This window comes from Paenibacillus sp. FSL H8-0315, assembly GCF_038005365.1.
Taxonomy (GTDB): Bacteria; Bacillota; Bacilli; order Paenibacillales; family Paenibacillaceae; genus Paenibacillus_AQ; species Paenibacillus_AQ odorifer.
Map to the genome: position 1 here is coordinate 402,145 of NZ_JBBOTA010000001.1, position 21,402 is coordinate 423,546.

A 21,402-nucleotide genomic window follows, 5' to 3' on the forward strand; every position below is an offset into this window, starting at 1 on the left:
AGTTGACTTTTGCTCTCTACAGTGTTTTTATAATTTTAGATCATAAGTACAATTGCAGTACCGAACTTCAGGAGGATAACGATGTCTAGACAATTTGTGACGGAAGCCGTCATGATGGCGATTTACGGCCAGCTTCTCGTATCGAGCAGCCCTGTAGAATATATAGTGCCTTATACTACCGTGATGGAACTATACGAACTGCGAGACAGCGATGATCCGTTGATGAACCGTCCGGACGACGACAAGCATGTTAAGTTGAAGATAAGTGAGCTCATTGCTTATTTTGAAGAACCGCTCAACGCGAAGAAGATCAACCGCTGTTTAGCTGTGCCTTGGGCGAAAAGCTCAGGTATTCTCCTTGGCGGGCAATCCAAAATCACCATCATTAACAGTATGGATACCGCTGTCTACGGTGAGATGTTCGATCCCATCGAAACAGAGCTTCTGCTGTCCTCACAACGTGAGAAAGTACCTATCCTAACGGATCAATTTGAATTGATTCAACGGATCATCGAGGGTGGAGTTCCAGTTCAGGTGTACGATATTGACGACTTCGACTTCGCTCTGGAGGAAGAAACCTCTCGCAATTTGCACTGATAACACCTATGTATTTCCAACTGGAATACCCTCATTTTAAAGACAGCATTTGAAAAGCCCCTGCCTTTTGGCAAGGGCTTTTCCTGATTAAAATAAACAATCATTAAGACAACTATACCTGCACTTCGCCGGATACCGGCTTTGGTTCGTACTTATATTCAATGTCATCCTCTGACTCAGAGTATACGATAGATAGGTCATAACCTTCCATATACCATAAGTCCTGCTCCTCCATATAGAACACAATATCATCCTGTTTGACCTGAATAGCTGGACGCCCAGGTGCTTCTGTAGCAATGCCCAGCGAAAAACCGGGGTGAAGTCCACCTCCCGAGCTATAACGGGGAAATAAACGAATATAGTCTCCATTCTTAAGGTCCAATTCTCTCTTAAACCAAGCTGCCGCTGCTTGACTAATTTCCATGTTCATTTCTCTCAGCTCCTTTGTATATTCTAATCATAACGAAAATAAGTCGATATTCAAACAACTTTATGCAATTAATGATTTCCCAATCCATTTAAAATTAAGTTTGACAAATTCGCGAACCGGATGATAAACTCTGAACATAACTAAACGTCTTCTAGTTATTACCAAATTAATGAAAGGGGTGAGCGCGGTGTTTACGAAGTTACAGCCATATTATTTTACTATTGTTGGAATTTTTACTCAACCGAATACCGAAGCAGCCCAAGTGATTAAGCCATCCTGAAGTTTTTGCGAGTCTTATGGACCGTATAACTTTAGTTCTTGAAGGTCTCTCACATGCTTGGTGCTGTAACGCACCGTGCGCATGATAGCTGTAAATTACAGGCATATCGTCCGTTTTCGGATGATATGCCTTTTTTGTTTGCTGAAGAGATAATCACTTGCGCTTTTATCAGCATCACAAGCAATCATTACAACCTGAAAGGAAGGGATTTACTTGTTCTCTGTTCTTCGCGATCTCGGCTGGTTTTTTCGCCGAGAAAAAAGGCGTTACCTGATTGGACTCATATTACTCATAGGTGTGGGCGTTCTTGAATTACTCCCTCCACGTCTGCTAGGCAATGCCATTGACGACATAGTACGCGGTTCGATTACTACAGCTTCGCTTGCCAAATATATCGGCATGATATTCATTTTGCTGCTAGTTATTTATTGGATTACCTACATATGGATGCACAAACTTTTCGGAGGTTCCAACCTTGTTGAGCGCCTGCTGCGCTCCCGATTTATGAATCATCTTATGACTATGACACCTTCGTTCTTCGAAAAAAATAGAACTGGTGACCTCATGGCCCGGGCAACCAATGATATCAGAGCCGTCTCAGCTACCGTAGGATTCGGGATGCTTACACTGGTGGATTCTACAATCTACCTCACGGTTGTGCTGTTTGCGATGGGCTTTCTCGTGAGTTGGAAATTGACCCTTGCAGCAGTATTACCATTACCCCTAATTGCAATAGCTATGATTTTTTATGGTAAAGCTATTCATGATCGGTACAGCTTAGCGCAGGATGCATTCGGAGATATGAATGACCAAGTGCTCGAATCTGTCTCTGGTGTGCGCGTAATCCGTGCTTATGTCCAAGAGCGTCTTGATGAAAAACGTTTCTCGGATATTACTGAAGATGTTTACAACAAAAATATGGCCGTAGCTCGTGTCGATGCTTTCTTCGAACCAACCATCCGCTTCTGCGTCGGACTCAGCTACATTATTGGTCTTACTTATGGGATATACCTTGTATTCCGCAATCAGATCACACTGGGTGATCTAGTCTCCTTTAATATGTACCTCGGTATGATTGTATGGCCGATGTTCGCTATTGGAGAATTGATCAACATTATGCAGCGTGGTGGAGCTTCCCTCGAACGTATCGACGAGACGTTAAACTCCAAACCCGATGTTCAAAATGCTGCCCATCCCGTTCAAGTTCCCCACCCTACTCGAATCGAGCTTAACGATGTGACTTTCCGTTATCCTTCTTCGACGATAGACAATCTAACCCATGTCAACCTAACCCTGAACCAAGGGCAGACATTAGGTGTAGTCGGGCGTACAGGAAGCGGGAAATCTACACTGCTCAAACAATTGCTCCGCGAATATCCGACAGGTAATGGAGAAATCCTTATCTCTGGCGTGCCTATTCAACAGATTTCCCTGGATCAGCTGCATAGCTGGATGGGTTATGTTCCACAAGAGCAAATCCTTTTCTCCAAATCCGTTCGGCAAAACATTCAGTTTGGTCTAGACAACGCCGATGACGATACGATTATGCAAGCCATTACAGCTGCCGCTTTCCAGAACGACCTGGGCACATTGTCCGATGGTCTGGATACTCTAGTGGGTGAACGTGGTGTATCTCTCTCCGGTGGACAAAAGCAACGTGTCTCTCTGTCCAGAGCTTTTATCGCTAATCCTGATATTCTTATTCTGGACGATGCCTTATCAGCCGTTGACGCTCGTACGGAAGCTCAGATTATCGACAATATCCGGAATGAACGTGCCGGAAAAACCACATTAATCTCTACTCACCGTCTTTCTGCCGTCCAACATGCCGACATGATTGTTGTACTGGATAACGGACAAATCGTTGAGCGAGGTACACATCAGGAACTATTGGATTTGAATGGCTGGTACCGTGAACAATATGATCGGCAGCAAGTCGAAAATAACTTATCAAATGATTAAACTATAACCATAAATAAACGAGCTACGACTACGCAAAACATTTTAGGAGGTGTCACGGTTGACACAAAGTACAGGCAAACGCCTGCTGGAATATGCATTGACCGCAAAGAAAACCTTTATCGCAGCCCTTCTGCTGCTTTCAATCGGGGTAGCGGCAGAGCTGGCAGGTCCATTTATAGCCAAAAGCATGATCGACAATCACATGCTGGCCATCGAGAAGCCCTATTTCAGCACCACGTCTCCCGATAAGGCGGCTGAATATAACAATAATTTATACAAACGCGGCGATCGCTTTGAGCCTGGTGAAACTAAAGGCCAAGAAATTCGTGTTCTTCAAGCAGGGAGAAGTTTCTATTTTATTAACGAAGCTGTAACACAGCCTGACGGTGAACGAAAGTTCATCGATGGAGAGATGCATATCACCCGTGGTGATAACGAAGTTATCTATCCCGCGGTTAAGCTGTCGGCCGATGAGCTGTTCGCTTTTTACAAACCCGAGCTTCCTGGAATCTATCAGTTGGTCGGAATGTATGCTATTTTTCTTGTAATCTCCATCTTTGCTGAATTCGGAAAAACCTATTGGCTGCAATCTTCGGCGAATCAGGTAATCCGGAAGCTGCGGACAGATGTATACGCGCATATCCAGCGACTACCCGTTCATTTTTTTGACAATTTGCCTGCTGGTAAGGTAGTGTCGCGGGTTACAAATGATACCGAGGCGATTAAGGATCTATTCATTGCCGTCCTCTCCAATTTCAGCACCGGTATTATCAATATAACTGGCGTATATATCGCTCTGTTCTTACTTGATGTCCGTCTGGGTCTGATCAGCTTGTTCATTGTACCTATTCTTGTGTTATGGATCGTGCTCTATCGCAAAATTGCGACCAAATACAATACGATCATTCGCTCACGTCTAAGTGAAATTAACGCCATTATTAATGAATCGATTCAGGGGATGTCAATCGTCCGGATATTCCGCCGTCAGAAGCAGCTTAGTGCAGAATTTGAGAACCTGAACGATGATTACTTGAAATATCAGAATAAAATGTTAAATCTGAATGCTTTCACGTCCCACAATCTGGTGAACTCACTTCGCAGTCTCTCTTTTGTGATGGTGCTTTGGTATTTCGGACATGGCAGTATTACTGGTTCAACCTTTGTATCCTTAGGCGTTCTGTATGCCTTTGTCGATGTGCTCGGACGTTTGTTCCAGCCTATCACAGGCATGGTGAACCAGTTGGCGAACCTGGATACTTCTATGGTATCTGCAGGACGTGTGTTTACGCTTATGGATGAACCTGGAGAGAATGTTACGGACGGCTCCATGCCACGCTACAAAGGGAAAGTGGAATTTAAGAATGTATCTTTTGCTTATAAAAAAGACTACGTCCTGCGCGATATCTCCTTTGAAGCACGCCCGGGTGAAACTGTCGCTCTTGTAGGTCATACGGGTTCCGGCAAAAGCTCAATCATCAATCTGCTGTTCCGGTTCTATGATCCACAAAAAGGCGATATTACGATTGACGGTCAAAAGGTTACGGATATTCCGAAGCAGTGGCTGCGGAATCACATGGGCATCGTGCTGCAGGATCCGTACCTCTTCACGGGCACCATTGCTTCGAACGTCAGCCTAGGGGATGAACGAATTTCCCGTGAACGGGTAGAACGTGCTTTGCGTGAGGTTGGTGCGGATAAGTTACTCGCTCATCTTCCACAAGGATTTGATGAACCTGTCATCGAAAAAGGAAGTACTTTATCTGCGGGTCAGCGGCAATTGATTTCTTTTGCGAGAGCTCTCTCCTTTGACCCAGCTATTCTCATTCTAGATGAAGCTACCTCCAACATCGATACAGAAACGGAAAGCGTCATTCAGGATGCGCTGGAAGTTCTCAAAAAAGGACGCACCACTTTCATCATCGCTCACCGCTTATCCACGATTCGCAGTGCAGATCAGATTCTAGTCCTGCATCACGGAGAGATCGTAGAACGCGGCAGCCATGATGAACTGATGGCGCTTGGCGGAAGATACTTCCGTATGTACCAGCTGCAAGTAGGTGCTGCTGCTAACAGCTCTGACGATAACGCTGGCGCAAGCAACCGTCCAGCACTCGGAAACTTGCAACCCTCTCTTGAGAAAATGTAATTTACAACCCTGAGTCACTTCATTGTGATTCAGGGTTTTTTCCTGCTTGATCTTAGAACAGATGTTCTGTATTATGGAAATTAATACATAACCTTGGAGGAGCAAACGATGCTTACTTATAATTTGACTAAGAAACAAGCCAGGCTTTTTCTGCTATCTCATCAAAAGTTAACTGCTGGAGCTATCCCTTCTGGAAAACTTAGTATTTATGACTATGTTCGTCACGTAGGCTGCATCCAATATGACCCCCTTAATATCGCTGGCCATAATCATGAGCTGGTCCTCCAGGCACGGATTCCGGGATTTACGCCAGAACTGGTCCAAGAGCTTCTGTATGAAGACAGACTGCTCGTTGATGGCTGGGACAAGAACATGTCAATTTATTGTACAGAGGATTGGCCTTATTTTAAGCGGAGAAGAACAGCTGCTGCCTCCCACCATCAGGCTAATGAGCCTGTAATGGTCGCTGTAGCACAGGTTCGTGAAGAGCTTCAGAAGCGTGGCCCCCTCTCCTCTCTGGATTTAGACGGAAAGGAAAAAGTAGATTGGGCTTGGGCTCCGACAAGATTATCACGAGCTGCAATGGAAAGCATGTACTTTTGGGGAGAGATTGTTGTCCACCATCGTGTACATACCCGGCGATATTATGATTTCGCTGAACGTTTGTTACCCTCAGAGCTGCTGAGTTCAGCCGATCCAAATGTCACGGAAGAACAATTTCATGATTGGTATGTGTTACGTAGAATAGGAAGTATCGGCTTGTTATGGAATAAATCTGGAGACGGATGGCTGGGCATATCCGGACTGAAGAGCAAAGAGCGTGCGGCGGCGATTCAGAGATTGCTGGAGAAGGATAGTCTCAGAAAAGTTTGGGTCGAGGGGATTAAGGTTCCGCTTTATATCCGCAGTATAGATGCTCCAACCTTGGAGTCTGTGATACTGCAAGAATCTGAAGAGATTGGGCTTCAACCACGTGATTCATTTGCGGCCGTTTTGGCTCCGCTGGATAATTTGTTGTGGGAACGTGAGCTGGTTCGGCAATTATTCGGATTTCATTACCGCTGGGAGGTCTATAAGCCGGCAATAGAACGAGAATATGGTTACTATGTACTGCCTATATTATATAATGATCGTTTTGTTGGCAGATTTGAACCGGTGATGGATAAGAAGAGCCAAACATTGAATATTAACAATTGGTGGTGGGAACCTGGAGAAAGCCTAACACCGGAGATGATTCCGGCATTAGGCGAAGCTTTAACTGCACTCTCTCGCTGTGTTAGAGCTTCTTCGGTTCATTTTAGACCAGAGGTTGTAACAGCTTGCGGATTAGAAGGATTATTACAATAAGTTTTCCTCCTCTAATCCAAGTTTCGTGAACATTTCTGTGCAGTAGCCTTGCAGTTTAACTTCAAGTCTACTTGCTTTATTTTTAAAACGTTTCAGCTCCCGAATCATTTTAGCCCTTCCGGCAGGCGTAAAGGTTTCCTGTATACGCTCTTTAAAGTAATCATGAACGATGTAATTACGTTGTTTCCATACTTCCTCCAACTGAGCGGTTTCTTGCTCCGAGAAAGGAAAATGATGTTGGATTTCTTTGATGAGTTGGCCGAGTGAATTGCTGAGTTTTCGCTGATAAAGGTCTGTCAGATCTGCTTCTGTTGGCGTTTTTCCTTGTGATAGCTTAGTAAGCAATAGCAAGTTGGTAAGCTGCTGCTCGAGGGCCTGTCCATAATAAACTGCCAGTCCAAAATAGGCGAATAACTCTTTTGATTGTTCACTCTCAGGTACATATGTATCCTTCATCTTTTCCCCCACTTCTGTATCCTTGTTCCTTTTATCTATACAAGTTATGTTTTGTTGTAATCCCTCTGTCTTGATCTGTACAAATAAAAACCGATAAGCAGTGTTATATATACTAATGCTTGTGCAAAGGAACCTAACAACTCCGCTAATGACAAAGTATCAGCTTTCATCATGGCCTCCATTACAGGAGTTACTGGCGGCAACAACCAGATCAAAAAATGAAATATACCAGGCAAACTTTCGCTGATTTGTGCTCCGCCCAGTGATAGTATAACGATAGCTAACAACATACCTGTCGCATGACTGCCTTTTTGAACCCAAGAAGATTGAAAGAATAGGGCAATAGCCACACCAAGCATACCCAATAATCCATGTCCTATGAGCGCGAGAATTAACCGATATCCCCCGGGTGATTCTGCAAAATGACCCGTTACCCAAGGATAAAGGACAATCAATAGATCTAGCAGCAGCGTTAGAAATGCAAGCGTTAAGATACCACCTGCACTATGTTTAGCCGCACTTCGCATGTGAACAACTGCAATCTGCCGATGAACAGCGTGCTCATGATTCAAAAAACTAAGACTCATCCAAGCGCAGCTTATAAAGAGCATTACTGCTGTAGCGGCATAGCTATTCATAACTGGATTGGGCTTATAAGAATACAATATCAAGACTGCAATCACAATCCCTGCTAACGGGCCGAAATAACGCTGAGATCGAGTATAACTTCGCAGCATGTAAACGATAAACGGATACACGTAAGACCCCCTGTTCAACTCCTAGGATTCATCCATTTTTCTAAGTCATGCGATCCTCCGCGAGGTTCTACCGATTGTATTGAACCACCCGACTCCAAGATAACCCGCAAAAAAGTATCTGATTCTGAACTTGTTACTGTCAACGCCGTACGTTCTATGTTACAACTATCCTTAAACGTATTTATTGAAATGAAACCTGCCATTTCCTTCAATTGCTGCAGTTTCTGAATCGACAGATTAGACAATAGTATGTATGTAGAGGGTTTTATGTTTAGCTTCTCTGACCCCTGAATTGACTTTACAATTTTCCCTTCATGTATCACATGAACCTGATCCGCAAGCAATTCAATCCATTGGGGTTCATGTACAGAGAAGACTATAGCAGTCCCCTTATTTCTCAAAACGATGAGAAGATCAGCTAACTTATTCATTGAGGGGAGATCAAGGCCCGACATAGGTTCATCAAGAAGCAGCAACGAGGGACTTCCCAACAAGCTTTGAATCAAATTAATTTTTTGCAGCATTCCTTTGGAGAAATTTAGCATCGACTGCTTGCGAAAGTGCTCCAGTTTAAAAAGTTGAAATAACGTTGTTAGCTCCTGTTCGATCAGGACTGGCGCAAGGCCGCTAATCTGACCCATACTTCGTAAGTACTGTTCTGGGGTCAGCTTCAACCCTGGAAACATCTCAGGTGCATAACCAATTCTCAGATTTGGATCCTTACAACTCAGCTTTCCTGAGGAAATGTGGACAAGTCCAGCTAAGATTGACAACAGGGTACTTTTGCCGGATCCGTTTCGTCCGATCAGAGCAGTTACAGTTCCCTTTTCAATAGTGAACGATACATCCTCCAATACGGGTCGGCGTCCATACTGTTTACTGATCTGCTCTAATTCAATTAGGGAAGTAGCAACACCTATACTACCGCCGGCAAAGTTACGATCTACTAAGTTCGCCACTTAACATTCTCCCTTCATATCTACTGTTAATTCTCCGGTTCCCTACGAATTTCCTCTTCTAGGAATCAAAAAAAAGAAAGAACTGCCATAGCAGCCCTTTCTAAAATTTACTTTCAATCCAGTATTTCTCCCCTTTTTTTGTTTATTTTATATTCTGAGATAAAATCTCATCGGCTTGAAGGCGGAACTGTTCGGCAGCTTTTTCAGGAGTGATTTTGCTGAACATAAGCAGATCATATAATTGACGTAATACGCTAGTTACTTCTGAAGCACCCACCGGATCCGGTGGATCCATCGGACTGCTATTCTGCTCCACCCAGTCAATATATTCAAAAACCTGTGCAAGCTCTGGCTCTAGAAATGGCTTCATCTGCTCTTTAATAGCTGAGGACACCGGGACGCCACGTTCTCCCTTAAGCACTTTATTAGCTTCCAGATTATTGACAAAGAAATTAATGAATTTTGCTGCTTCCTCCTTTTGCTTAGAGCTTTTTGAAATCGAAAAAAACATCCCTGGTTTCAAGAATAAGCCGCGATCATTGTGCGGGCCTGGCATGGTGGCTAAAGCCAGCGGTTTTCCGTAACGCTGAACAGTGCTAATAAACTGATTAGAATATCCCCAACCCAGCAATGCTTCCCCTTTGTAAAAAGGGTCTTGATCCGGTTTGTTAACATCTAACGTCCAGATATCAGGTTCGAAAATCAGTTTTTCCTGCATCAGACGCTGCATACGTCCGAAATACTCTACAAACAAGCGATCATCGCTATAGCCAAGGGTTATTCCATCTTCCGAGAACAATGACGCTCCATTCTGCCGTAAATAATAAGCAAAAAACTGTTCTGGCGTCAGATAAGTTCCCAGATAAATTCCTTTCCCCTGTTCCTTTAAAGTAACGCCGATCTGCTCAAAATCCTCCCAGCTCCAATCCGTCCCTGGAGGCTCAATTCCCTGCTCCTTAAAAACTTCTGGATCATACACACTGTACAAAGCATTTATCCCTAGATTAAAACCATATAGTTGCTCGCCTAGTTTACCTCCGGCAAGATTGTTGTCGCTGATGCTGCTCGTATCTATAAGTCCGCTCTTAATATAAGGTGACAAGTCTTGCAATAAATTCAAAGTTCCATATTGCGAAAGGTAAGAGATATCCATTTGGATAATGTCTGGAAGAACATTGCCTGCTGCACTAGGTGCAAGCTTTTTCCAATACTCATTAAAGGCGCTGTAATCATATTCAATTTTCACCAGAGGATTCTGTTGTTCATACATTTGGATAACCTGAATTGTAGCGTTATTCCGGAAGTCACTTCCCCACCAGGCAATCCGGAGGTTAATTTTTTCTACTGCATTCTCTGGTGGAAGGTCCTTTTGTTGCCCGCAGCTTCCGAGAGTTGTAATCATGCATAGCAGTGCCAAGCTAAGTATGAATCTGCGCATCACCTACACCTCCTGCGGGAACGGCAAAAGAACACTGACTTTTGTTCCAAACCCAACCGTACTCTCAACATAAATGCCATATTCCTCACCGAAGGCAAGTCTGACCCGGTCACGGATGTTAAGCAAGCCAATACCTGTGCCTCTAGTCTCTACTTCCCCATTTAGTAATCGTTTGAGGAAATCTGCTTCCATTCCGGGGCCACGATCCTCAACTACAATCGCTAGCTTGCCATCAAATGGTTCAGCATATAATAGAATTTGACAAGGTTCAATCATCGTCTCAACACCATATTGAATAGCATTCTCCAACAGCGGTTGCAGGGTTAGCTTTGGAATAGAGACAGTATTAAAGACCTCTGGAATCTCCATATGAAAATCCAAACGTTTCTGAAACCGATAATTCTGAATAGTGATATAATGCTTCACAATTTCTAGCTCTTGCGCGACTGTGATTACATTTTGTTTCAAGCTGATCGATGACCGAAGAAGAAAAGCAAGCGAGACAACCATGCTCGAAATCTGTGCATGTTCACTTTTTTTAGCTAACCAGTGGATCGAATCCAGTGAGTTATAGAGGAAATGAGGATTAATCTGCGCTTGCAAAGCCTTAAATTCTGTCTCTTTTATAATCAGCTGGTTGGCATAGTTCTCTTTGATCAATGTGTTAATCTGTGTTATCATCTGACGAAATGTCCGTTGTAATAACCCCACCTCATCCATTTGCTGAAGTGGAGGAGCCATCAGCTTAGTATCCATACTGTCCAGATCTCCATATTGAACCTCTTTCATTTGACTGATCAGCGAGCGAATCGGTTGTGTCAGATTACGGGCAAAGCTCATCCCTAGCGCAATTATAATCACAATCGCAATTCCAAATATAATGATCATTGTATTCTTCAGCCAAATGGTTTTTTCAAAAATATCATTATAAGAAACATAGTTGTAGTAAGTCCATCCAGAGTAGGAAGATTGCTTCTGTGATACAAAGGCAACTTCTCCATTCATCTCTTTGATTTCGTATCCAGCCCCTGATTTTAAAGGCTGTAAAACCGCTGTTACACCGTCCGCCACTTTCCGATAAGGATAAACCAGTTCCTGACCTGCTTTCAAAATAATATCGCTGTCTTCTGCGGCCACACCAGCGTAATCTTGGGCTAACCTCCCTATATTAATGCGTAAATAGAGCGTGCCCAGCTTATCTAGCGTCATTGGATCATAAGCTCTCACTTCTCGGACCATGACCAGCATCGGATCTGAATCGTCAGGATACAACCAACGTACAGCACCATTCCCCGCTTCTGCCTCTCGGTTCATTCGTGCCGATTTCTCCTCTGTGAACAGAATCGTCTCTCCGTATCTGCTGACCTTCCCTTGGGAATCGATCAAATGTACAGACTGAATGTAACGTTCGTCCATACTGATATGCGTCCATAACCGATCAGCAATCATCTGCCGTGTAACATATCCAGTAAAATCGGAATCATCTTTGCGCAATTCCTTAAGGCCTTCTTGAATTTGCCGATCAGCAATCATCGTCAAAGTCATGGATTCCAGCTTTTTAAGCTCCATATCAATCGTAGTCGAAGACAAATTAAGCAGCCGATACGACTTGTCATAAAGCTGCTTGTCATAAATAGAGTAGGCATAATATAAAGAACCGAACGCCATGGATATAATCAGAATCAGTATCAGAACAATCATCAGGAACACCTTCATTTTAATACTCAAATTCCGATAAACTTTCATCCGGGCTCTCCTTTGTCACTGTAATATAACTTGTATACCACATTATGGATAACCCGGATAGTCTTCTTAATCCGCTTATTTAGCCATGTAACGGTCATACGCAGCCTGATGGATTTTTATAGCTTCTTCAATGCCCATTCCTTTGATCGTATCCACCATTTTTTCAAATTCTGAGATTGGTTTCTGGCCATTAATGATTGCTGTCATCGTTTCATTCAGATACGTGTTGACCTGACTCATAATGGAAGTGCTTTTGCTGGCTTCGTCAACGCTCAAACGAAACGGAGGAAGCGTCAAATCAGAGCTAGCCTTCATCCAAGAAGCATTAGCCTCTCGTTGCCCCTCATCGAACAATAAAGCATCCAAATAACGGCTATCCTGATTGATGGGTCCATCCATAATCGAAAGCGCATATGAGGCTAACGCTTGATCGTAAGTCAAACCTTTAGGATTGTTGGTAATGACATCTGTGAATTTTATTCCTTCTCCTTCCTTCACATAGCTCTCACCTTCAATTCCGAAGTTGAACAATTCATGTCCTTGTGGGCTGTAATTGAAATCCATCCATTGGACAATATCCTTCAGTTTATCCTTATCCGCTCCGGTAGTGATTGCTTCACCATACGTCAATACTTTATTGTTCATATTAAAAGTAGCATAAGCTGTTCCGCTAGGAGAAACCGGCCAAGGTACACCTGTAAGATTAAAGTTCGGATCGGTATCGCGCATCAGGTTGAAGAATTTGCCCATACCGCTAAAGACACCACCGCCATAAGAACCGGCTAAATTATTCGTCACTTTATAATCAAAGGCTTTGCCATCGTTGGTCATAATTTCCGGATCAATAAGCCCTTCCTTATACCATGTGGCCATCGTTTCCAAGAAGCTTGAATAACCTGGCTGAATCGGCCCGTATTCGACCTTATCCCCATTCATCTGAAAACCGCCGATTACCCCAAACCCTGGTGAGAAATCGTGCAGCTTCGTCAGGTCACCAGGACCCCAGTTTCCAGTGAACGGCAGCTCATCGGCCTTCCCGTTGCCATTAGGATCTTTTTCTTTAAACGCTTTCAAAACAGTATGCCATTCCTCAATGTTGGTCGGCGGCTTCAGTCCCAGCTTATCGAGCCAATCCTTGCGCATAATCAACCCTGAAGTGGCATTCAGCTTCAGCGCATCCAGCTTCAGAAGAGGGAACATATAGATCGTTCCATCATCCAGTGTGATTTGTTTTTTTACATCCGGGTCGGATTCAATGATTTTGCGAAGATTCGGTGCATATTGTTCTATCAGCTCATTTAAACGGATAATTCGGCCATCCTCAATTAATTTCTCCGGCCCACCAACCGCATCCGCCCAATTATAATAAATGACATCTGGAAGCTCTTTCGTAGAAATCAACAGGTTGAACTGATCCTTCTGCTGTCCAAGTGGTGGGTGCGTAAACTTCACTTTGATGCCAGTCAACTCTTCTTTCTTTTTATAGCTGGCCATATCACCAAAACTCTCCAAAGAAGCGGTAAGCTTACCATCATTGGCACGCCAGTAATTAATCGTCATTCCGTCTTTTGTAATTGGCAGTGGAATTTCTGTCAGCTTCTCCACCGGCGTATTAGTTGCGGTAGTATTCCCCTTATGATCTCCCGCCTTATTACCCGCACTAGTTCCATCATTATTGCCTGAACAGCCAGCCAGCATTGTAGAAAGAAGGACGGAACTTAACATCATGGCCCCTATTTTTCTTTTCACCCAAAATCGCCTCCATAAATAAATGTTATTTATTGTTTCACGGCACCGATTAAAGCGCCTTGAACAAAATATTTCTGGATAAACGGATACACCAGCATGATTGGTAACGTTGAGATTATGATAGTGGCGTATTTGATGTTCTCACCGATAGCGAAGCCTGTATCTACCCCAGCTCCCATTGACTCTGTACTGCTGCTAATCAGAATATCCCGCATTACAATTTGAATCGGATAGAGATCCTGACTGCGCAAATACAGCATCGGGGCTACATAATCATTCCAATGGTCAACCGCATAATAAAGAGTCATAACCGCGAGAATAGATTTGGACAGTGGCAGTACAATTCGGAATAAAATCAAGATATCATTAGCTCCGTCAAGCTTCGCCGACTCGATCAAGCTGATCGGTATTCCCTCAAAGCTAGTTTTCATTATCAAAAAATAAAAAGTACTAATCGCTCCAGGTATAATCATCGCCCAGCGGGTATCGACCATCCCGAGGTTCTGAATGAGCAGAAAAGTCGGGATCATCCCTCCGCCAAAAAACATCGTGAATGTGATTAACTTCATCAGTGTTTTTCTACCGAAAAGATCTGATCTGGACAAGGAATACGCTGCGATTGATGTCATCAATAAATTAACGATTGTCCCAACAGTTACATAAAAAAGTGTATTTAAATATCCACTATAGATTTTCGAATTTTGAAATACCGCTTTGTAAGCTTCGAGCTGAAAGCCTTCAGGCAGCAGCATTAATGACCTGGAACGCAGCAGTTCGTTCGGATCACTCACAGAGGAATTCAGCACATACAGGAGCGGATAAATCGATACAGCCATGATGCCTAACAACAGCAACACATTAATACAGTCAAAGATACGTTCACCTGCCGAACGTCGCATAGGTTCACCTCCTGTTCCTCACCAAAGACTGGTGGAGTTCACTTTTTTACTAATAGAGTTGGCAAGCAAAAGCAGTGAGAAATTTATAACCCCGTTAATTAATCCAATGGCTGTGGAATACGTATAATTGCCTTCCAGCACCCCAGAACGGTATACAAAGGTTGAGATAACATCCGAGGTTTCATAGGTTGGAGCGGTCTGCATCAGTAATATTTTTTGAAAATCGGAATTCATAACCGCGCCCAGACGCAGAATCAGCATAACGACGACAGTAGGCATAATTCCCGGCAGGGTAATGTTCAGAAGCTGTTTCCAGCGACCTGCGCCATCTATTTTGGCAGCCTCATATAATTGGGGATCAATTCCGCTAAGCGCCGCCAAAAAGATGATGGAAGCCCAGCCCGCACCTTGCCAGATGTTGGAGAGAATATAAAGTGGCCGGAACATATCCTTCTCTGCCAGAAACATCACAGGCTGTAGATCAAAAAAGCTACGAACTACGTTAAACAACCCGCCATCAAGTGCTGAGAATGTTTTTAACATACCGACAACAACCACGACTGAAATGAAATGCGGCATATAGCTAACGGTTTGAATCGTGCTTTTGAACCACTTATTCCGGACCTCATTTAACAGTAAAGCCAATATAATGGGTGCCGGAAATCCGAAAATAATACTGTAAAAGCTAAGAATCAGTGTGTTCTTAATAATCCGCCAAAAGTAGTAGCTTTCAAAAAACATTTTAAAATTATCAAACCCGATCCACTGCCCCGCCATAATCCCTTTTATAGGACTATAGGATTTCTGAAAAGCCATTAGCAGACCGTACATCGGCCCATAGCTGAAAATCAGATAAAAGAGCACCACGGGAATTAACATGATATACACATATTTATTCCGCTGCAGTTCTTTTTTCACATAAGACCATTTGCCGGGTTTCATACCGGACTTCTTGGTCAGCAGCTGATGCTTAAGCTCCATTGGTTGGCCTCCCCGTATGTAATATGACTAGCTTCCTTATGCACATAACTTTACAGGTAAAGCTGTCCTTTCCCCATGTTCATATCCGGTAATTATTTGTTCAAAACCGTGGAACCCTCTTTGTCCTCGCACACAAAAATACCCCACAGTACTTATCGATCAAGTACGTAGGGTATATGGGCTATCTTTAAATGAAACAATTATGGAGCCGTTTTTTTATATTCGGAAGGAGAAAAACCCGTGAATTTCTTGAAGGCTTTGCTAAAGTAGGATACATTATCTCCAAAACCGACTTCTTCAGCTAGAGGTCCAATCGTAAAATGTGCACATCCTTCGATGATTTCGAGCGCTTTTTGCATCCGGTATTTCATAACATAATTCGTAAACTTTTCCCCCGTTTCTTTCTTGAACATCTTACTAACATAATCAGGATTCATATAAATCTCCTGTGCAACAGTCTGCAAAGTTAATGTCTCTTCACAATAACGCCTATCCACGATACGCTTTACCTCTGCCACCATTTGCGATTGCTTACTGCGATTGCGGCTATAACGATCAAGGGTAATCTCTTCTGCAATACTCATTACAAACTGCTGAAAAGACTGGAGCGTGCTAGTCTCCATCATTCGGGGCAGCTTATCAATATATGTTTGCATCTTGTTTTGATCACTCAAACGTATAATCTCCATGAAGATCTGGATCAGATAGGATTTGGTCTTGGCAATGTCATATCTAAAATTCAGAAGTTGATGCAAAAGTGACAGCAGCTCGCATTCAGCATCTGCCCAGTGCCCCGCTTTAATGAGCATAACGAGGTGTTCGAGATCCAGTTGCAGCTCTAGACCTTCCTCATCCTCTGGAATGCTGATATCTTTTTCTGTAATTAAGCTCCCTTCCCCCAGATAAAATCTATGGCTAAGACATTCAATCGTCTGCGTGAATAAACGCCTTACTTGCGTCAGCTCTCCAGGTTCACTTAATGCGGCCGTCAGATCAATATGATAATATTTCATAAAGGTAGCGCGGATGCTGTCTATTTTCTCAAATAAAGCAGCTTCAGACAGGTCATCTTCCATTAATAACAGAACACGCCGCCCTACGGTGGAGCTTAAAATATGATGTTGAAAAATATCTCCCGCAATATTACTGACCGCGAACAAATGCTCATATTCATGTTCTCCTTCAATCTCTACCAGCAGTAGCCTAACACGTTGACTCTGAAAATTCAGTCCAAACAGCTCACCAAAATATTTCCATTCCTCCACACCATAGGTCTTGTTCGTCACAAGCTCCTTCAGGAATTGTTCTTTGGCATGTGGAAGTACACGTTCCAGTCCATATTTTATCGATAGGATAAAGTTCTCCTCGTACTGCCGTTCCTCTCGCTTCTGAACTACCTCGCTTAGCGCTTCATTCAGGCTCTCTTCGCTGCACGGCTTCAGTAAATAATGTTTAACCCCATACTGCATCGCCATCTTAGCATAATCGAATTCTGAGAAGCCTGTCAGCATAATAAAAGAGGTCTCAGGATGAAGCGCTGTAACCGTCGCCACCAGCTCCAGCCCGTCCATTCCCGGCATACGAATATCGGTAATAATAATATCAGGTATAGCTTGCTTGATTAATTCTAATGCCTCCAAGCCATTTTGCGCGGTTCCAATAAGTTCTGTGCCCAATGCTTCCCAGTTCATTACCGATGAGATGCCATCCAGGATAATAAATTCATCATCAACTAAAAGGACCTTTTGCATGATACTGCTCCTCCAATCTTTTTTGTAAGCGCTATCAATAATATGTAAAAGGTTAAATCTGTATGTATTTAGCATTCTACATGCTTGTTTCCTTTTTTTCTACCAATAGCATGAATCAAACAGACCTGGATATAAAAAACCAGACTATTGCTATATCTCTACAGCAACAGTCTGGCTATTAGTTCATATATGAGAGTTAAGTTATACGATTTACGCATATACCTCAACAGCATCGCTAATCAAACGGCATGCCTCTGCAGCTTTACGGCAGGCATTAATACATTCTTGGCAGTGATTATGTATATGCTTGCTGCTCTCATCCGCGCATGCTTCACATATTTCTGCACATAGTTTTAGAATTCCAGATACAAACGGACTTTGACGGGTCATTGCTTGAATGGCATAAGAACAAATATCCGCACATTCACGATCGAGCCGCATGCTCTCACGAAGAGATGCAAGATCATATTCTTTTAGGCTTGAGACATAGCTGTAGTTACAGGCATTCATACTTTCGAGACAAGCGTCAATGCACTCCTGATATTGAATTCGGGTCATAGCCTTCAACCTCCTGCATTTTTAATGGTATGCCTTACTATTAACCTACAAGATTAGGAATGAACCACAGCTTCTTCTGAAGCAGAACGGATTACAGGCTTCTTTTGATCGTTCCAGGCCGAACTAAAATACGTCCTTCCATCTCCAGCAGCTTCGTGCGTAACTCACTGGATGAGAAATGTTCCCCGATAAATACAGCTACGTCTGGCACTTCGCCTTGAGGTGTGATTTTCATAAAATCAGCTTCACGGTAAGCATATTGAAAAAGAAAACGACTGGAGGTGTCATTAAAGGTCACAATGCCTTTAGCCCTATAAACATCCCGCGGAAGCTCCTTGACGAACTGTTCAAAGGTCTCGCTGTTGACAGGTCGTTTGAAGTAATGTGTGTATGCCATCACGTGATCGTGGGAAGCATGGGTGCCTCCTGAAGGTTGCAGAGCTTCCTCATGCACATGGCTTTCACTGTCGCCCTCTTCAAGCTGTGAATCCGTAAGAACTCCACCTGCGCTACGCAGGAGCTCCTCTGTGTCGATCTCACAACGCTCCGCTGGCATAATCGGTGCATAAGAATTCCATTTTCGCAGAACGGTTATGATCTCTTCTGCTTCATCTGCTGAGACACGGTCAGTTTTATTCAGAATCAAAACAGAGGCGCAGCGAATTTGCTCCTGCATCAGTCGATAGGTTGCGCCTTGCTGCGCACGGTACAATTCGAGCAAATGCGCGGCGTCAACGACAGTGATCAAGCTTTTCAGCTCTACTTTTTGATACAGTGAAGTTTCGGTTACGCCATCTACAATTTCCAGCGGGTTCGCCGCACCTGTGGCCTCAATAACAACAACATCCGGTGATTCCTTCTTGATAAGAGTAGTTAGCTCTGTACTGAGATCTCCTCGGATAGAACAGCAGATACAGCCGCCGAGCAGCTCTGCCATAGGAACGGTTTGCTCAACCAGCAGCCCATCCAGATTCACTTCACCCAGCTCATTCATCACTACTGCCGGGCGTAAGCCCTGATCTTTCCAATGTTCCAGCAGGCGCTGCAGCAGGGTAGTTTTGCCGCTTCCCAGAAATCCTGACAATATATACACAGGTACAACCTGTTCCATGATTCATCGCTCCTTGCAAATTACGGGTATGGTAGCGAGTTTACTACATGATGCCAAAGCACGCAAGCGGCATCCCTATAACCTCAAAAGATTAGCGCTGGATAACGAAACTTGTCTTTGCTTCCTCCATACCCTATCATGAGAACATCTCTAATTTAGGAGCTGATCTCATTGTCATCCGTTGAAGAACATCGGAAGGAAGCACCACAATCCGTATCCTGCTATATCATTACCGTCTCCGACACCAGAACTACCGAAACCGATACCGGTGGAGCTTTAATCCAATCCATGCTTGAGGCTGCCGGATATGAAGTTATAGGCCGTACCATAATCAAAGACAACTATCAAGACATTCGTGAACTACTCTATAAAAACGCTGATCACACTGGAGTTGAAGCCGTACTGCTCACGGGTGGAACAGGAATTTCTCCCCGTGATACCACCTACGAAGCTGTTTCATCCTTGCTGGATAAAACGCTGCCGGGCTTCGGTGAGATTTTTCGAATGTTAAGCTACACAGAGGATATAGGTTCGGCGGCAATCCTTAGTCGAGCAATTGCAGGTACGATTGGCAACACAGCTATTTTTTCTATGCCCGGCTCCACTGGAGCCGTTAAATTGGCTATGGAACGGCTAATTATCCCGGAGCTTCGTCATGTAATGCGAGAGATATACAAACAATAATCCCACCCATTTTTTTATAAACTAGACAAATAACCAAGCATACCTTTGTTCTGTGCGTATAATACGGTAAGTTCACACACAAAGGAGCTGAAGGAAATGTCAGAAGAATGTCCAAAATGTCCGGCCCAAACTGTCACTGACCCACCTAAGGTGGTTTATCAAGATTATTACCACCCTCAAGTTGTGAATGTTATTCACCCGGTAGAAATCGTTAGACGCCATCACTGTGTCCCAGTTCCTCGCCATTGCTACACCTATTCTGTTAAAGATATCATGTGCGATAACTCCATGATGCCTAGAGGCAGAAGATAAAACTCTACTTCATAACTCTATTAAAAGAATCCTATAAGTGAGAGAAACATCCTTGTCCAACGCATGGGGATGTGCTCTCGCTTTTTTCTGCATAAAAGATTTGACAATCCTGATCATTCCCCCTATAATTTTGAACACTTTACGCGAAAGTGGTTTTTGATTAACCAAACAGTTAATCGGAAAGGAAAGAGATGAGCTCACTCCAAACTTTAAATCGAAAGATCAAAACGGTCGTCAGTCCTTTTCATGAGTTATTATGCAGTCTGCATGTCTTCCATCAACCAGAACACCATCCAACAAGATTACAATGGGCTCTGGAGCTCAAGAAAAGAATGCCTCTTGCTCTACAGGAGAACATCCACACACTTGGGCAGTTGTCAGAACGTTGGATCGCTCTGCTAGATTTACCGGACCGTATGGGTGTCCCTATTTCTTGCAATCAAGGAATCACCCTACTCAAAAAACTTCCGGATGCAGAGCTAGTGTATCCATTTATGAATCAAGAAATTGCACTAAGTACCATAGTCGAATGGCTGAATGAATCTGAAAGCAAACGTTCGCTGATGAAGTTGAGTGGAAACGTGAAGTACCTGATAAACAATCTGGCTAGTGTTCGCAAGCTGTTAATCTCAACATTAATTACATACGAACATGATTATTTCGGGCAGGAATGGGACTATATCGAACCATTTATGAACATCTCAGCCGCTCAGTTTCAAGACTTAGCCAGTCGTTCCCCGGAAAAGGCATTAAATACGCTCCACCCACGCCTCCTCTCAGAGAACGGGACTCTGACAGTACAAAAGGCTGTAACGTATTACTTTCCTTATGACCAGCTTGGACAAGTGTACGTTTTTCCTTCTACATTCATATTTCCGCATCTGCTTGTTGGCTGGTTCGAAGACACTTTATTTTTGCCTCTCACGGTGGATGTTCCCGGTCTTGCCTTTAGTGAGGGACCGCCGAGTGACCTGTTGCGCCAACTCAAAGCTTTAAGTGATGATACGCGGATGCGAATTCTGAAACTGCTGTGGAAAGGGCCGCATTGTACCAAGCAGCTTGCGCCAATATTGGGTATTTCTGAAGCTGCGGTCTCTAAACAGCTAAAACAACTAAGTGAAGCAGGATTTACCCAATCACAGCGAAAAGGGAACTATTTATTTTATTCAGTGAACAAAGAAGTCTTTGATAATCTGCTCATCCTGCAAAGGCAGTACCTTGAACAATGAGGTTAACGA

18 protein-coding genes are annotated in these 21,402 nt (G+C 43.5%); 6 read left to right on the forward strand and 12 right to left on the reverse strand.

Features of this window, described 5'->3' with window-relative positions:
• Positions 1 to 81: 81 nt before the first annotated feature.
• Positions 82 to 597 carry a hypothetical protein gene (locus MHB56_RS01680; protein ID WP_038571616.1) on the forward strand — a complete coding sequence of 172 codons (516 nt, stop codon included), beginning with the start codon at positions 82 to 84 and terminating at the stop codon, positions 595 to 597.
• Between the two features lie 112 nt (positions 598 to 709).
• On the opposite strand, the gene MHB56_RS01685 is transcribed toward MHB56_RS01680, so the two are convergent.
• The gene (locus MHB56_RS01685) at positions 710 to 1,027 is read right to left on the reverse strand and encodes a HesB/YadR/YfhF family protein (protein WP_036688019.1); all 318 of its coding nucleotides are present in this window, start codon (positions 1,025 to 1,027) and stop codon (positions 710 to 712) included.
• A 493-nt stretch (positions 1,028 to 1,520) separates the two neighbouring features.
• On the opposite strand from MHB56_RS01685, the gene MHB56_RS01690 reads away from it, so the two are divergent.
• The 3 genes from MHB56_RS01690 (at position 1,521) to MHB56_RS01700 (ending at position 6,762) form a co-directional block, all read left to right on the forward strand.
• Positions 1,521 to 3,269: an ABC transporter ATP-binding protein gene (locus tag MHB56_RS01690; protein WP_076184456.1), complete on the forward strand. Its 1,749-nt coding sequence runs from the start codon at positions 1,521 to 1,523 to the stop codon at positions 3,267 to 3,269.
• A gap of 58 nt (positions 3,270 to 3,327) precedes the next feature.
• Entirely contained in the window at positions 3,328 to 5,415 is a 2,088-nt protein-coding gene (locus MHB56_RS01695) for an ABC transporter ATP-binding protein (protein ID WP_076184457.1), read from the forward strand.
• A gap of 108 nt (positions 5,416 to 5,523) precedes the next feature.
• The gene (locus MHB56_RS01700; protein ID WP_076194710.1) at positions 5,524 to 6,762 is read left to right on the forward strand and encodes a winged helix-turn-helix domain-containing protein; all 1,239 of its coding nucleotides are present in this window, start codon (positions 5,524 to 5,526) and stop codon (positions 6,760 to 6,762) included.
• Here the strand turns inward: MHB56_RS01700 and MHB56_RS01705 are convergent.
• From MHB56_RS01705 to MHB56_RS01755, 11 genes are all read right to left on the reverse strand, one after another.
• The gene (locus MHB56_RS01705) at positions 6,754 to 7,218 is read right to left on the reverse strand and encodes a hypothetical protein (protein ID WP_038571625.1); all 465 of its coding nucleotides are present in this window, start codon (positions 7,216 to 7,218) and stop codon (positions 6,754 to 6,756) included. The two genes, MHB56_RS01700 and MHB56_RS01705, sit on opposite strands and share 9 nt — an antisense overlap.
• 44 nt (positions 7,219 to 7,262) lie before the next feature.
• Complete coding sequence (locus MHB56_RS01710; RefSeq protein ID WP_076128327.1) at positions 7,263 to 7,976, reverse strand: hypothetical protein; 714 nt, start codon at positions 7,974 to 7,976, stop codon at positions 7,263 to 7,265.
• Positions 7,977 to 7,990: 14 nt separating this feature from the next.
• Positions 7,991 to 8,935 carry an ATP-binding cassette domain-containing protein gene (locus MHB56_RS01715; RefSeq protein WP_076128324.1) on the reverse strand — a complete coding sequence of 315 codons (945 nt, stop codon included), beginning with the start codon at positions 8,933 to 8,935 and terminating at the stop codon, positions 7,991 to 7,993.
• Between the two features lie 142 nt (positions 8,936 to 9,077).
• Entirely contained in the window at positions 9,078 to 10,373 is a 1,296-nt protein-coding gene (locus MHB56_RS01720) for an ABC transporter substrate-binding protein (RefSeq protein ID WP_339168200.1), read from the reverse strand.
• A 3-nt stretch (positions 10,374 to 10,376) separates the two neighbouring features.
• The gene (locus tag MHB56_RS01725; protein WP_280753112.1) at positions 10,377 to 12,119 is read right to left on the reverse strand and encodes a sensor histidine kinase; all 1,743 of its coding nucleotides are present in this window, start codon (positions 12,117 to 12,119) and stop codon (positions 10,377 to 10,379) included.
• Between the two features lie 75 nt (positions 12,120 to 12,194).
• Positions 12,195 to 13,868, reverse strand: a complete 1,674-nt coding sequence (locus MHB56_RS01730) for an extracellular solute-binding protein (protein ID WP_340391902.1) — start codon at positions 13,866 to 13,868, stop codon at positions 12,195 to 12,197.
• Positions 13,869 to 13,897: 29 nt separating this feature from the next.
• A complete protein-coding gene (locus MHB56_RS01735) occupies positions 13,898 to 14,767 on the reverse strand; it encodes a carbohydrate ABC transporter permease (RefSeq protein WP_076128315.1) in 870 nt (289 codons plus the stop codon).
• A gap of 18 nt (positions 14,768 to 14,785) precedes the next feature.
• Complete coding sequence (locus MHB56_RS01740) at positions 14,786 to 15,748, reverse strand: ABC transporter permease (protein WP_076184463.1); 963 nt, start codon at positions 15,746 to 15,748, stop codon at positions 14,786 to 14,788.
• A 200-nt stretch (positions 15,749 to 15,948) separates the two neighbouring features.
• On the reverse strand, positions 15,949 to 17,499 hold the full coding sequence (locus tag MHB56_RS01745; RefSeq protein ID WP_248548758.1) for a response regulator transcription factor: 1,551 nt from the start codon (positions 17,497 to 17,499) through the stop codon (positions 15,949 to 15,951).
• Positions 17,500 to 17,709: 210 nt separating this feature from the next.
• Positions 17,710 to 18,057: a four-helix bundle copper-binding protein gene (locus tag MHB56_RS01750; RefSeq protein WP_036688030.1), complete on the reverse strand. Its 348-nt coding sequence runs from the start codon at positions 18,055 to 18,057 to the stop codon at positions 17,710 to 17,712.
• A gap of 91 nt (positions 18,058 to 18,148) precedes the next feature.
• Positions 18,149 to 19,168, reverse strand: a complete 1,020-nt coding sequence (locus tag MHB56_RS01755) for a CobW family GTP-binding protein (protein WP_076281690.1) — start codon at positions 19,166 to 19,168, stop codon at positions 18,149 to 18,151.
• Between the two features lie 165 nt (positions 19,169 to 19,333).
• Here MHB56_RS01755 and MHB56_RS01760 point away from each other — a divergent pair, with 165 nt between their 5' ends.
• Positions 19,334 to 19,852, forward strand: a complete 519-nt coding sequence (locus MHB56_RS01760) for a MogA/MoaB family molybdenum cofactor biosynthesis protein (RefSeq protein ID WP_076128304.1) — start codon at positions 19,334 to 19,336, stop codon at positions 19,850 to 19,852.
• A 503-nt stretch (positions 19,853 to 20,355) separates the two neighbouring features.
• Positions 20,356 to 21,393, forward strand: coding sequence for an ArsR/SmtB family transcription factor (locus MHB56_RS01765; RefSeq protein WP_341143191.1), 1,038 nt, complete (start codon positions 20,356 to 20,358; stop codon positions 21,391 to 21,393).
• Positions 21,394 to 21,402: the final 9 nt, after the last annotated feature.